Raw genomic sequence first — 14,133 nt, 5'->3', positions numbered from 1 at the left:
GGGGCTTGGGGGGAGATTCGGGCGAAGGTTCGGGAGTTCGGGCCCACGGTGCAGGCGTTGTTGTCGGGGGCCTCGGTGGCGCGGATCGAGGGGGAGGTGATCGTTTTCGCGCATCAGCATGCGCCGTTGGCGCAGCGGCTGTCGGATCCACGGAATGTGGAGGCGGTGCGGTCGGCGGTGCGGGCCGTGCTGGGCAGTGATCATCCGGTGCGCTGGGAGGCCGGTGGCGCCGCGCCTCGACCCGCCGCTGCCGCGCCGAAGACGAGCCGGGCGCGTGGTCAGGCCGGGAATGCGCCGGGACGGGAATCCGGCAACCCGGCCGCCCGCGGTTCGGATGCGCCCGCGCCGCCGCGTTTTTCGCGGCCCAGTCAGGCCAGGGCCGCGGCGTCCGATCCCGCCGCGGGGCGCGGTCAGCGCAACGCCCCGGGTGGCGATGCGCGGTCGTTCCGTGGCGACGACGATATTCCGCCGCCCGACTTCCCCGATCTACCCGATGATCCGGGACCGATGGATTACGCGCCCATCGACGGCGTCCCGCCGCCCTCCACGCCGGAGGAGGAGCAGGAGATGCTGGCCGAATCGCAGACTCCGGTGGCGCCGGGGGATCGGCGCGACCCGGATGAGGTCGCCTTGGAATTGCTCAAAAGTGAGCTGGGTGCCACACGGCTGGATGGTTGACAACCGTCGTTCACAGCACGTTAAGTTAACCGGAGTTCGCACACGACGGTAGTATGAACGGGTGGCCGCGAACTGCGGTGTCGCGACGTTCTATCGTATGCCCAGGGCTACTGGGCGGTAGGACTCGTGATCACCGCTGCTTGTCGGCTTTTGTACAGCGTTAGGACGATCGGGTTCCGGCCCGGTCGGCGAGGTCCCCCGCGGCCACGCCGCAAACGTGGTGTCGCTGCACAACGCGCTCGAACGGATGACGTTCGGACGCCGCATAGAGCGTGGATGGACGTATGTTCGCCCCCGCCGCACCCTAAGGAAGGAAACACTCCGATATGACCACAGAGGCCTACATTTACGAGGCCATCCGCACTCCACGTGGCCGCGGCAAGAAGAACGGTTCGCTGCATTCGGTGAAGCCGATCGACCTGACTGTTGGTCTGATCCAGGAGCTGCGCGTTCGCTTCCCCAACCTCGACGAGGACCGGATCTCCGACATCATCCTCGGCGTGGTGAGCCCGGTCGGCGACCAGGGCATGGATATCGCCCGCACCGCGGTCACCGTGGCCGGTCTGCCGGACACCGTCGGCGGCTTCCAGCTCAACCGCTTCTGCGCCTCCGGCCTCGAGGCCGTGAACCTGGCCGCGCAGAAGGTCCGTTCGGGCTTCGATGACCTGGTCATCGCCGGTGGTGTGGAGTCCATGTCCCGCGTGCCGATGGGCTCCGACGGCGGCGCCTGGGCGCTGGACCCGGCCACCAACTACGACACCTACTTTGTGCCGCAGGGTGTTTCGGCCGACCTGATCGCCACCATCGAGGGCTTCAGCCGCGATGACGTCGACGCCTACGCGGTGCGCTCGCAGGACCTCGCCGACAAGGCGTGGACCGGCGGCTACTTCGCCAAGTCCGTCGTCCCGGTCAAGGACCAGAACGGCATCATCGTGCTCGACAACGACGAGCACCGCCGCGCCGGCACCACCTCCGAGGATCTGGCCAAGCTGAACCCGTCCTTCGCCGTGGTCGGTGAGATGGGCGGCTTCGACGCGGTCGCGCTGCAGAAGTACCACTTCGTCGAGAAGATCAACCACGTCCACCACGGCGGCAACAGCTCGGGCATCGTCGACGGTGCCGCGCTGGTGCTGATCGGTTCGGAAGAAGCGGGCAAGGCCTCGGGCCTGACCCCGCGTGCGCGCGTCGTGGCCACCGCCACCAGCGGTGCCGACTCCACCATCATGCTCACCGGTCCCACCCCGGCCGCCAAGAAGGCGCTGGCCAAGGCCGGTCTGACCAACGATGACATCGACCTGTTCGAGATCAACGAGGCGTTCGCCTCCGTGGTGCTGAAGTTCCAGAAGGACCTGCAGATCCCGGACGAGAAGCTGAACGTCAACGGCGGCGCCATCGCAATGGGCCACCCGCTCGGCGCCACCGGCGCGATGATCACCGGCACCATGGTCGACGAGCTGGAGCGCCGCAACGGCCGCTACGCGCTGATCACCCTGTGCATCGGCGGCGGCATGGGCGTCGCGACCATCATCGAGCGCGTCTAACCCCAACCGACAGCACAGAATTCAAGGAGACACAGAGCTGTGAGCGAGACCAACATGATCGGTTGGGAGCAGGATTCGGACGGCATCGTCGTTTTGACGATGGACGACCCGAACCAGGGCGCCAACACCATGAACGAGCTGTACAAGACGTCCATGACCGCGACCGTCGACCGGCTCGAGGCCGAGAAGGACAACATCACCGGCGTGGTGCTGACCTCGGCGAAGAAGACCTTCTTCGCGGGCGGCGACCTGAAGAACATGATGAAGGTCGGCCCGGAAGACGGCCAGGCCCTCATGGACGAGCTGGGCGTCATCAAGGGTGCGCTGCGTCGGCTGGAGACCCTGGGCAAGCCGGTCGTTTCCGCGATCAACGGCGCGGCCCTCGGCGGCGGCCTGGAGATCACCCTCGCGACCCACTACCGCATCGCGGCCGACGTGCCGGGCGTGCAGCTCGGCCTGCCCGAGGTGACCCTGGGCCTGCTGCCCGCCGGTGGCGGTGTCATCCGCACCGTACGCATGTTCGGCCTGCAGGGCGCGCTGATGCAGTTCCTGCTGCAGGGCAACAAGTACCGCCCGGGCAAGGCCAAGGAGATCGGCCTGATCAACGAGGTCGTCGGCTCGATCGAGGAGCTGGTGCCCGCCGCCAAGGCGTGGATCAAGGCCAACCCCGAGGGCGGCGTGCAGCCCTGGGACAAGAAGGGCTTCAAGATTCCGGGCGGCACTCCGTCCACCCCGGCCTTCGCGGCCAACCTCCCGGCCTTCCCGGCCAACCTGCGCAAGCAGCTCAAGGGCGCCAACATGCCCGCTCCGCGCGCCATCATGTCGGCCGCGGTCGAGGGCTCGCAGGTCGACATCGACAACGCGTCGCTGATCGAGTCGCGCTACTTCGTCTCGCTGCTGACCGGCCCGGTCGCGAAGAACATGATCCAGGCGTTCTTCTTCGACCTGCAGTCGATCAACAACGGCGGTTCGCGGCCCAAGGATGTCCCGAAGAAGGAGATCCGCAAGGTCGGCGTGCTCGGCGCGGGCATGATGGGCGCGGGCATCGCCTACGTCTCGGCCAAGGCGGGCTACGAGGTCGTGCTCAAGGACGTCACCATCGAGGCGGCCGAGCGCGGCAAGAACTACTCCGAGAAGATCGAGGCCAAGGCGCTCTCGCGCGGCAAGACCACCGAGGAGAAGTCCAAGGCGCTGCTGGACCGGATCAAGCCGTCCGCGGATGCGGCCGACTTCGCCGGTGTCGACTTCGTCATCGAGGCCGTCTTCGAGAACACCGAGCTCAAGCACAAGGTGTTCCAGGAGATCGAGGACATCGTCACCCCGGACGCGCTGCTCGGCTCGAACACCTCCACCCTGCCGATCACCGGTCTGGCCACCGGCGTGAAGCGCCAGGAGGACTTCATCGGCATCCACTTCTTCTCGCCGGTCGACAAGATGCCGCTGGTGGAGATCATCAAGGGTGAGAAGACCTCCGACGAGGCGTTGGCCCGGGTGTTCGACTACACCCTCGCCATCAAGAAGACCCCGATCGTCGTCAACGACAGCCGTGGCTTCTTCACCTCGCGCGTGATCGGCACCTTCGTAAACGAGGCGATCGCCATGCTCAACGAGGGCATCGAGCCCGCGACCATCGAGCAGGCCGGTCTGCAGGCCGGCTACCCGGCCGCGCCGCTGCAGCTGTCGGACGAGCTGAACCTGACGCTGATGCAGAAGATCGCCAAGGAGACCCTCGAGGCCGCCGAGCACGGCGACAACACCCTGGGCAAGAAGCGCCACCCGGCGCAGGATGTCATCGACTACCTGGTCGAGCAGGGTCGTCCGGGTCGCCTGGGCAAGGCCGGTTTCTACGAGTACGACGAGGACGGCAAGCGCCTCGGCCTGTGGTCGGGTCTGCGCGAGCACTTCAAGACCACGGCCGGTTTCGGTGTGCCGCTGCAGGATCTGATCGACCGCATGCTGTTCATCGAGGCCATCGAGACCCAGAAGTGCTTCGACGAGGGTGTGCTCATCACCACCGCCGACGCCAACATCGGCTCGATCTTCGGCATCGGCTTCCCGGCCTGGACCGGTGGTGTGCACCAGTTCATCGTCGGTTACCCGGGTGGCCAGGCGGCCTTCGTCGAGCGTGCCGACTACCTCGCCAAGACCTACGGCGAGCGTTTCGAGGTTCCGGCCTCGCTGCGCAAGTAGGTCTTGCGATAAAGGTCAGCCCGCCACCGCATTTCGCGGTGGCGGGCTTTCGCCGTCTCGGGGCCTTGTACTTCAGCTGGGTCGCAGATCCTGGGCGGCCTGGTAGTACGCGTCGGCGGCGCGGGTGAAGTAGTCGAACAGCACCTCTCGCTGTTCGGCCGAATAGCCGCCGATGATTTCGCCGATGGCGCGGCGTGCGGGGGCCAGGATTTCGTCGAGATCGGCTGGCTTACCGATCAATTCGACGATGATCTTGCGGCGGTCGCCGGGGACCGGGACGCGGCGCACGTAGCCGGCGTCTTCCAGGCGATCGATGAGACGGGTGGTCGGGCCGGTGGTCAGGCCGCTGCGGGCGCCGAGTTCGCCGGGGGTCATGGCGCCGTTGAGTTCCAGGATGTTCAGTGCGTAGAGGTCCGTCGCGCCCAGATCGACGGCGCGCGCGCCCGCCTGTCCGTGCAGCATGACAGCGCTCAGATAGCGCCGGTAGACCTCGGTCGCGTCCGGGCGCATCGCCGGTGTTGACACGGATACCTCCATCTTCTAATCTCTTCTCTAACGAAGAGACTTCTTCAACGAAGAAAGCTCTTATAAGAAGAAATCTAGCACGGAGGACCATCATGAGCAGCAACGACACCAATGCGGATACCCGGGCCATCGAGAGTGTGCTCGCGGAATTGGTCGAGGCGTGGGGGCGCGGCGACGCCGATGCCTACGGCGCCGTCTTCACCGAAGACGCCACCTACACAAGCTTTCTCGGCACCCTCTACCGTGGCCGCGCCGATATCGTCGCCTCGCACCGTGCCCTGTTCGGCAGCGTCCTGAAGGGCACTCGGCTGGCCGACGACATCGTCGACATTCGCTTCTACGGCCCGGACACCGCCGTGGTCAACAGCCACGGCGACACCTACAAGGGCAAGCCCAAGCAGCTCAGCAAGACCCAGACCTACACTCTGGTCCGCCGCGACGGTCGCTGGCTGATCGCCGCCTTCCAGAACACCAAGCGCAACAAGCTCATGGAACGCATCACCTACCTGTCCACGCCCGCCGCCCGCCCCTCCGCCGAGCGCTGAGCGGTTGGCGCCACGCTGTTTCGAAAGCCACCCACTCGGGTTGATACCGCGCTACGTTGGAGTATGCGCAGACATATCGGGCATCGCGAGATGGTTTCGCGATGTCCGATGTCCGTGTGGTTCTTCATCGCCGGTGACGCCGATTCGATGTGAGTTCGAGGTGGTCACATGAGTCCACAGATGCGTTCGGGCAAGGCAAATCCCGAGTCGACACCGGCCGAATCGGACACGCAGCGGCATGCGCCCATCGAGATCGTCGATGAGCTGGAGGCGATGGGCCTGTCGGGTGCCGTCGAGATCGGCCGGGGCGGGTTCGGGGTGGTGTACCGCTGTGTCCAGTACGCACTGAACCGGGTGGTCGCGGTGAAGGTGCTCTCCTCGGAGATCGACGCCGAGAGCCGTGAGCGATTCCTGCGCGAAGAACAGGCGATGGGTCGGCTGTCCGGCCATCCGAATATCGTCGACATCCTGCAGGTCGATGTCACCCCGACCGGCCAGCCGTTCATCGTCATGCCCTATTGCACCCGCGGTTCGCTCGAACAGGTCATTCGCGAACAGGGCCCGCTCACCTGGGCGGATTCCATGCGCGCCGGGGTGAAGTTGGCGGGCGCGATCGAGAGCGCGCATCGTGCCCAAATTCTGCACAGGGACGTCAAACCGGCGAACGTGCTGCTCAGCGCATACGGCGAGCCGCAGCTGACCGATTTCGGGATCGCCAGGATCCCGGGCGGTTTCCGCACCTCCAGCAGTTTGATCACCGGCTCGCCCGCCTTCACCGCGCCCGAGGTGCTCAAGGGTGACGAGCCGACCGTCCTCTCCGACGTGTACGGACTCGGCTCGACGCTGTTCGCGTTGCTGACCGGTCATGCGGCCTTCGAACGGCAGTCGGGGGAGAAGGTGGTCGCGCAATTCCTGCGGATCACCACCCAGCCGGTGCCGGATCTGCACGGCCACGACATCCCCGACGATGTCGCCGACGCCATCCAGCAGGCAATGGACACCGATCCGAGTAAGCGGCCCGCCTCGGCATTCGAGTTCGGGGAGCTGCTGCGCACGGTGCAGCTCGAGCACGGTCAGATGCCCGATGAGATGGCGCTGCTGGACACCTCGGTCGTGCCGGACGAGGCGGATCATGCGGCCGCGGCCGAAGCGACCGTGACGCGACCCGCGGTGACCGCACACCGCAGTTGGCCGTTGACATTGCGTCCCGCGGTATCGCAGCATCCGGCCAATTCGAGCTCGGCCGCGCCGACCCTGCCGCCGACGGCGGCGACGAAATTCCGACCGCCTACCCCGGCCCGCGACCCGGTGCCGCGCCCGCGCCTGCTGGATACGCTGCGCGCCGGTGGCCGCCGCCAACTCGCGGTGATCCACGCACCGGCCGGATTCGGTAAGAGCACGGTGGCCGCGCAATGGCGCACCGAGCTGGCCGATGGCGGGGTTCCGGTGGCCTGGCTCGGCGTCGACCAGGACGACGATAACGAGATCTGGTTCCTGGCCCACCTCATCCAGGCCATCCGCCGGGTCCGCCCGGATGTCGGCGAGGGTTTGGACCAGGTGCTCGAGGAACGCCCCGCCGATGCGGTCGCCTACGTCATCTCGACCCTGATCGATGAGATCCACGCCAGCGGGTCAACCGTCGTGGTGATCGTGGACGACTGGCACCGGGTCAGCGATGCTGGCGCGCATCGGGCGATGGATGCGTTGCTGGACAAGGGATGTCACCATCTGCGCTTCGTGGTGACCAGCCGGGAGCAGTCCGGCCTGCCGACCAGCCGGATGCGGGTGCACGACGAACTGGTCGAAATCGGCTCATCGGCGCTGCGCCTGACGGCGGCCGAGACCAAGGATATTCTGGTGCGGCGCAACGGTTTCGCGCTCACCGATAACCAGGTGGAGGAGATCCACGCGGCCACCGACGGCTGGCCCGCCGCCATCCAGCTGGTGAGTTTGTCATTGCGCGGCAATATCGATCCGGATCGGTTGATCGCTAATCTTGCCGATGGCAGTCACGGCATCCGCGAATATCTCGCCGAAAATGTCCTGGACTCGCTCGAACCCAGGATGCTGGAGTTCCTGACTTCGATCTCGATCACCGAACGAGTCTGCGGTTCACTCGCCTCGGCGCTATCGGAGGATCCCGACGGCGAACTGCTGCTGGAGCAGGCCGAACAGCGGGAGTTGTTCGTGCGGCGCATTGCCCACGATCCCGAGTGGTTCCGGATGCAGCCGCTATTCGCCGAACATCTGCGGGCGCGGTTGGAGCGTTCCAATCCGAGCAAGCTGAAGGCGCTGCACCGCAAGGCATCTCGCTGGTACGCCGAACATCAGCTGTTGCGCAAGTCGGTCGATCACGCGTTGGCGGCCACGGATCTGAAGATGGCCCTCGACCTGCTCGAGAGCGGCGGCATGGACCTCATCGACAAGTCCCGGCTGGCGACGCTGCTCGGGACGGTATCGAAACTGCCGGTCCAGCAGGTGGCTTCGCGATCCAAACTGCTGATGGCGGTGGCCAGGGCGAATGTGAATCTGCAAGAGTCCAGTGCCGCTCGGACGGCCTTGGGCCGATTGTCGAATGTGCTGTCGCGCGGGTCGGCCACCGACGCCGATGTCGTCCGGCAGCGCTGTGAGGCCGCCGTGCTCGCGGCCGCGGATCAGATCGCACGCGATCACACCGACGGAGTGCTGGACCGGGTGGCCGATTGCCTGGAGAAGCCCGACGAACTACCCGCGTGGACCGTATCGACCGCGGCGAATCTGACCTCGTTCGTGCGACTGTGCGAATTCGATTTCGACGGTGCGCGCGAAATCCAGAAATGGGCGGCGCCGTATCACGCCCGATCCAAGGATCCGCTCGGCGCGGTATTCGGCCTGTGCGGACAGGGCGCCGCCGCCTATGAACAACTCGATATCGCCACCGCGACAAGCTGTTTCCAGCGGGCATGGGAAACCGCGCGGCAGAAGTCGGGGCCGCGCTCGCACGCGGTGCGGGTGGCCGCCGCGCTGCTCGGCGAGATGAATTACCGTCGAGGCGATCTGGACAGCGCCGATCGGCTGCTCGACGACAGCCACCAGCTGGTCACCCGGGTCGGTCCGGTCGACTTCCTGATCTCCACCTTCGTGGTCGGCGCCCGGGTCAAGGCCGCGCTCGGCGATCTCTATACGGCCACCGCCCGGCTCGACGAGGGTGATCGAATCGCCGCCGATAACCGGCTGGTTCGGCTCGCCGCGCATATCCGCGCCGAGCGGCTGCGCCTCGGGTTGCTGACCGATACCGCCGCCCGTCGGGTCGCCGACACCGCGAGCGGATACGAAACCGATATCTCCGGAACCATTCACCAGGCGCATCACATGACGGGTGCGGCGGCGCTGGCGGCGGAGGCGGAGGAGCTCGCCGCGGTCCGGGCGCTGCTGGCCGAACGACAGCTGCGTTCCGATGATCGCGCGGTGCGCCGGGCCCGCGCGCTGCACGGCCGCATGGTCGAACAAAACCGTCCCCGTGCGGAATTGGATACCGCACTGCTGCTCGCCGAATGCCTGGCCGCCTCCGGCTGGGTCGGCGAGGCCACCGGACTGCTGCTGCCCGCGGCGGCCACCTGTGCCGAACACGGCTGGACCATGCCGCTTTTGGACGCCGGCCCCGGCGTGCTCGCCATCCTGCGCGTGCTGCGCACTGAAATGCGCGCCACACCGGGACCACCCGCAGAGGTGGCACTGCCCGCCCTATTCCTGGATGAACTCCTGGGCTAGGACGGGCGGTTTCGGCCGATGATTACGGCTGCCACCAGGGGCGCAGCGGCAGACCGGATTCGCCGTTCGGGCCGAGCTTGACGCCGAGCACCTGATGCAGCTGAATCACATTGCGCTGGAAGCCGAGTCGGCAACCGGCCATGTACAGGCCCCATACCTTCGCGGTGCCCTCGCCGACCTCTTCGACGCAGGCATCCCAGTTGGCGACCAGGTTCTTACACCATTCGTGCAAGGTGAGCGCGTAGTGCTCGCGTAGGTTCTCCTCGTGCATCACCTCGAGGCCGACATTCTGGATCTCGGAGATGATCCGGCCGGAGCCGATCAATTCGCCGTCCGGGAAGACGTAGCGGTCGATGAAATCGCCGGCCTTGGTGGTCCGGGTATTGTCCGGTCTGGTGATGGAATGGTTCAGGAACAGGCCGCCATCGCGCAGCTTGCTCTTGATGTAGTCGAAGTAGAACGGGTAGTTGTGCACGCCGATGTGTTCGGTCAACCCGATCGAGGAGACGGCGTCGAAGCCGATCTCAGAGATATCGCGGTAGTCGGAATGCCGCACCTCGGCCAGATCGGACAGCCCCTGTTCGGCGATCTTCTGCTGCGCCCATTCCGCCTGTTCGGCGGATAGTGTCGCGCCGATGACCTTGACGCCGCGCTTGGCCGCGTAGCGCACCATGCCGCCCCAGCCACAGCCGATATCGAGCAGCCGGTCGCCCTCCTTCAGCCGCAGCTTGTCGAAGACCAGGCGGTACTTGTTCTCCTGGGCCTGCTCCAGCGTCCAGTTCTCGTCCTCGTAGACCGCGCAGGTGTAGGTCATCGAGGGGCCGAGGACGTATTCGTAGAACGTATTGGAGACGTCGTAGTGGTGGTGGATGGCCTCGGCGTCGCGAGTCTTGGAGTGGCGCAGGCCCTCCAGCGCGATCCGGCGCCAGCGCGGCAGCGTCTCCTGCGGCGGCGGCGCGATCGGCTTGAGCCGCTCCCAGCCGAGCGAGCGGGCGATGGTGACCAGCGCCAGCGCCGATGGACGACGGAACTTCAGCCCGTCCATGGCTTTGAGAATGTCGTACGGATCGCCGGGGTGCACGCCGGTGGCGGTCATATCGCCGGAGATGTAGGCGCGGGCCATGCCGAGATCACCGGGCGCGGTCGCCAGATAGTTGATGCCGCGCGGGTTCTTGATCTCCAGGCTGTATTCCGAATCCTGCGGCCCGGTCGTGCTGCCGTCGTAGGCGGTCAGCCGAATCGGAACCTCGCCGTCGATCAGCGTCTCGAAGATCTCGGCAATGCTGAGTTTGGTCCCGAGGTCCGCGAAGACATCGGAACGGTCCTTGAATGTAGTCATTTGCGTTGCACCGCCTTCGAATACAAATCCAGCAGTCGCTGGTCCGGGTCGTAGCGCTTCTTCAATTCGGTGTAGGTCTCGCCCCCGTAGAGGGCCGCGAATTCATCCTTGCCGTAATACGAATCCGAGTACAGGGACTTGTGCCCGTCGAACTCGGTGACCGTCTGCTCTATGGCGCGGTTGGCCTTGCCCTCCTGCTGACCTGCGACGGTCGGCACCGCGGACCAGAATCCGACATTGACGTAGGTCCGGTTGGGCTGTAGCGGGTACAGCGGCCACGGCCGCCCGGTGGTCGGTATACCCGTCTCGCGCAGTCGCAACGGGCAGAGCCAGATCGGTTCGATCGGAATTTCGCGCAGGAACCATTCGACGAAATCCGCGGTCCGCTCGACCGGCACCTCGATGTCCTGCACCACCCGCTCGCGCGGCGGATTGCCCTGGCGGGCCTCCAGCTTGTCGCCGATGTGGTACTTGTGATCGAGCGCGATCAGCTTCCAGTAGAAGCTGCTGCGCCGGTAGCGTTTCGGCCAGAAGCGGCGGATCTTCGGGTTCTGGGTGCCGAAGGCGCGCGAGCACCAGAACCAGTCGGTGTCCCAGCGCCACAGGTAATCGAGGATGGTCAGCCGGTCGCGTTTGGGCGTCGCGGAGTCGTGCTGGATGGACCGGTAGTAGATGTCCATGCCGGTGTAGTCGCTGACCGGGCCGGGCTCGTCGGTCTGGCGGCCCAACGTCAGGTAGCTTTCGTCGGCGGTGAAGACCACGCCGTCGAGGTAGTCGACGCGCTCACCGTCGTAGCGCTTCTCGGTGACGATCTCGGCGAGCGTGGACTCCAATTCGCGCAGGTTGTGGAAGCGGACGTGCCGCAGCGCCACATAGGGCTGCACGGTCTCCAGTTCGATCTTCAGGCGGACCGAGTAGCCGAGGGTGCCGTAGGAGTTGGGAAAGCCGTGGAACAGGTCGGCATGCTCGCCATCCGGTGTCGCGGTGACGATCTCGCCCGCGCCGGTCAGCACGTCCATCTCCAGTACCGACTCGTGTGGCAGGCCATTGCGGAACGAGGTCGACTCGATGCCGAGCCCGGTGACCGCGCCGCCGAGGGTGATCGTCTTGAGCTGCGGCACCACCAGCGGAGCCAGCCCATAGGGCAGGGTGGCGGCGACCAGATCCTCGTAGGTGGTCATCCCGGCCACGTCCGCCGTCTTCGCGTCGGCGTCCACCGTGATGACCTGGGCGAGTCCGGAGACGTCCAAACCGGGGGCGGTGTTCTTTGCCCTGGCCCGGAACAGATTCGAGGTCTTTTTCGCCAGCCGGACATTGGCGTCGGTGGGTATCGCACGGTAACTCGCCAACAGCCGGTCCACACCCGCTCGATGCGCGGCGAACCCTGATTCGTGTGCGGCCGATGCGTGTCCGGCCTTCCCCAACAGACTCACTGCCACTCCTCGACGCTAGTACGCACCGGTTCACCGAGCCACTTCGAGGACACCGGCGAGGGATAAATGTCACGGATCTGTTGCATCGGGAATACCCAGGACTCGCCGTGTCAGTCCGGCGGTTGTCCGGGCCGTGTCGGGCACCCGTTTCGCACTGTGTATTGCATGGATCCCCTCCGGCGCAATCTGATCGGAGCCTAACAGTGTGGACCGGTCCGCGTGCGGTGATCAACATCGCGCCCGCGCGGACCGACCTGAACGCCACGAAGCGCCGCGGACAGGGCAGGATAGGGGCAGAAACCGCGGGGTAGCGGAGCCCGCGGAGCGACCAGAAGACGCAGCCGGACAAGGAGCTCATTGTGGGACAGGTCAGCGCCAGCAGTTCGATCGCCGTCGCGGCGGATCCGCAGCGCACACTCGAGGCCATCGCGGATTACGAGACGGTGCGTCCGCGCATCCTCTCCTCGCACTACCGCGACTACAAGGTGGTGGAGGGTGGCAAGGGTGCGGGCACCGTCGCCGAATGGACCCTGCAGGCCACCGAGAAGCGCTCCCGCAATATTCATGCGGTCGTCTCGGTATCGGATTCCATTGTGACCGAGCGGGATTCGAATTCGACGCTGGTGAACACCTGGACGGTGACGCCGGACGGTTCGGGTTCGCAGGTCACCTTGCGCACCTCGTGGAAGGGTGCCGGCGGTATCGCGGGCATTTTCGAGGGAATCTTCGCGCCGTTGGGACTGAAGAAGATTCAGGCCGAGGTGCTCGCGAATCTGGCGCGCGAACTCGGCTGAGACAACCGAAAAGCCCGGCACGGCACATGTGCCGGGCTTTTCTATCTGCCCGACGCCGCTAGTCGGCATGTAGTTTGGCGGGCATGGAGCGGTAGGCGTGCAGATTCCGCAGGGGATGCGGGATCGGCGGGCCGTCCAGGCACAGATCCGGGTACCGCTCGAAGAGGGCGCGCAGCCCGATGGCGCCTTCCAGTCGGCCGAGCGTGGCTCCCAGGCAGCCGTGCAGCCCGCTGCCGAATGAGAGATGATCCGCGGCGTTGGCCCTGGTCACATCGAATCGGTCGGGATCGGGGAAGACGGCGGGGTCGTAGTTGGCGCCCGCCAGCGAAAGCAGGATCAGGGAACCGGATTTGATGCGCTGATCGGCGATGTCGACGTCACAGCTGGAGATGCGGCCGGTCATCCGCACCGGACCGTCGTAGCGCAGGATCTCCTCGACCGCGCGCGGCCACAGCTCCGGCTGCGCCGCCAATAGTTCCAGCTGGTCCGGATGGCTTGTCAGCAGGACGATTCCGTTGCCGAGCATATTCACCGTCGTCAAGAATCCCGCGTCCAGCAGCAGAGCCGCATTTGCCATCTGTTCGCGGCGGGTGAGCTCGCCACCTGCTACCAGCAGGCTGAGCACATCGTCGCCCGGTTCGGCGGTGAGCTTGTCGAGGTGTTGGTCGAAGTACCGCTGGACCTCGCCCAGGTCTTTGATGGCGTGGCGGTAGGTGGTCCAGGTCAGGCCGCGTTCGATCAGCGGCGCACCGGAATCGCCCCACTTCAGCAGGGTCGAATGCATCTCGGCGGGCAACCCGAGGATCTCGGCGATGATCGCGACAGGCAACTGCGAACAGAAGTCGACGATCAGATCCGGTCGCGGCTTCGATTGCAGGCGTTCGAGCAGGTCATCGGTCACCTCGACAACCCGCTCCCGCAGCTTGGCGATCGCCTTCGGGCTGAATGCCCGCCCGACCAGGCGTCGGTACTCGGTGTGTTCCGGCGGATTGGTCACCAGCATCGAGGGTGGTTCCGCGAGGTTGGGAAGCCCCGGATCCGTCTTGGTCATCACCCAGCGGATCGGCTTCGGCAAGGCTAGATGGTCGGGGGTGACCACGCCGAAGCGACGGTCCCGCAGGATGAGTCGGCACAGTTCGTAGTCGGCGCTCACGTGCAGCCCCGGCGACATCGCGGGGATCCGGCCCCGCTGCCGGATCTGTTCGATGTACCGCGACGAGCCGAGCAGGCGATCCGGACCGACCGCGATCTGCCCGAGGGGATTGCCCAGACGCGCCGCCCACAGGAGAAAGAACCGTGGCAGGCCGTGCATCAGCAGCCACCGAATCCACACGCGGA

Annotated in this window: 9 protein-coding genes and 1 pseudogene; 6 read left to right on the top strand and 4 right to left on the bottom strand. The window is 66.0% G+C overall.

Going from position 1 to position 14,133, the window contains the following annotated elements; all coding sequences use genetic code 11:
* From ACHQ4I_RS37390 to ACHQ4I_RS37380, 3 genes and pseudogenes are all read left to right on the top strand, one after another.
* Positions 1-678: pseudogene (locus ACHQ4I_RS37390) on the top strand (DNA polymerase III subunit gamma/tau); the annotation flags it as partial.
* Positions 679-1,004: 326 nt separating this feature from the next.
* Positions 1,005-2,219, top strand: coding sequence for an acetyl-CoA C-acetyltransferase (locus ACHQ4I_RS37385; RefSeq protein ID WP_420776600.1), 1,215 nt, complete (start codon positions 1,005-1,007; stop codon positions 2,217-2,219).
* 39 nt (positions 2,220-2,258) lie between these two features.
* Positions 2,259-4,409, top strand: a complete 2,151-nt coding sequence (locus ACHQ4I_RS37380) for a 3-hydroxyacyl-CoA dehydrogenase NAD-binding domain-containing protein (protein ID WP_420776599.1) — start codon at positions 2,259-2,261, stop codon at positions 4,407-4,409.
* A 72-nt stretch (positions 4,410-4,481) separates the two neighbouring features.
* Here the strand turns inward: ACHQ4I_RS37380 and ACHQ4I_RS37375 are convergent, their stop codons facing one another.
* On the bottom strand, positions 4,482-4,934 hold the full coding sequence (locus ACHQ4I_RS37375; protein WP_420776598.1) for a MarR family winged helix-turn-helix transcriptional regulator: 453 nt from the start codon (positions 4,932-4,934) through the stop codon (positions 4,482-4,484).
* Positions 4,935-5,026: 92 nt separating this feature from the next.
* Here ACHQ4I_RS37375 and ACHQ4I_RS37370 point away from each other — a divergent pair, with 92 nt between their 5' ends.
* Together ACHQ4I_RS37370 and ACHQ4I_RS37365 are read left to right on the top strand one after the other, a co-directional pair.
* A complete protein-coding gene (locus ACHQ4I_RS37370; RefSeq protein WP_420776597.1) occupies positions 5,027-5,479 on the top strand; it encodes an SgcJ/EcaC family oxidoreductase in 453 nt (150 codons plus the stop codon).
* 168 nt (positions 5,480-5,647) lie between these two features.
* Positions 5,648-9,229, top strand: a complete 3,582-nt coding sequence (locus ACHQ4I_RS37365; RefSeq protein ID WP_420776596.1) for a protein kinase domain-containing protein — start codon at positions 5,648-5,650, stop codon at positions 9,227-9,229.
* Positions 9,230-9,251: 22 nt separating this feature from the next.
* Here the strand turns inward: ACHQ4I_RS37365 and ACHQ4I_RS37360 are convergent, their stop codons facing one another.
* Positions 9,252-10,568 carry a class I SAM-dependent methyltransferase gene (locus ACHQ4I_RS37360; protein ID WP_420776595.1) on the bottom strand — a complete coding sequence of 439 codons (1,317 nt, stop codon included), beginning with the start codon at positions 10,566-10,568 and terminating at the stop codon, positions 9,252-9,254.
* Positions 10,565-12,001 carry an FAD-binding oxidoreductase gene (locus ACHQ4I_RS37355; RefSeq protein WP_420776594.1) on the bottom strand — a complete coding sequence of 479 codons (1,437 nt, stop codon included), beginning with the start codon at positions 11,999-12,001 and terminating at the stop codon, positions 10,565-10,567. Before ACHQ4I_RS37355 ends, ACHQ4I_RS37360 begins: the two co-directional genes overlap by 4 nt.
* Positions 12,002-12,360: 359 nt before the next feature.
* Between ACHQ4I_RS37355 and ACHQ4I_RS37350 the strand changes: the two genes are divergently transcribed.
* Entirely contained in the window at positions 12,361-12,795 is a 435-nt protein-coding gene (locus ACHQ4I_RS37350) for an SRPBCC family protein (protein ID WP_420776593.1), read from the top strand.
* Between the two features lie 58 nt (positions 12,796-12,853).
* Here the strand turns inward: ACHQ4I_RS37350 and ACHQ4I_RS37345 are convergent, their stop codons facing one another.
* Complete coding sequence (locus ACHQ4I_RS37345) at positions 12,854-14,107, bottom strand: cytochrome P450 (protein ID WP_420776652.1); 1,254 nt, start codon at positions 14,105-14,107, stop codon at positions 12,854-12,856.
* Positions 14,108-14,133: the final 26 nt, after the last annotated feature.

The organism is Nocardia nepalensis, from assembly GCF_048910785.1.
In the GTDB taxonomy this organism is placed as follows: Bacteria; Actinomycetota; Actinomycetes; order Mycobacteriales; family Mycobacteriaceae; genus Nocardia; species Nocardia nepalensis.
Note: the sequence above shows the minus strand (reverse complement) of the source record. Positions and strands in the feature narration are given on the sequence as shown.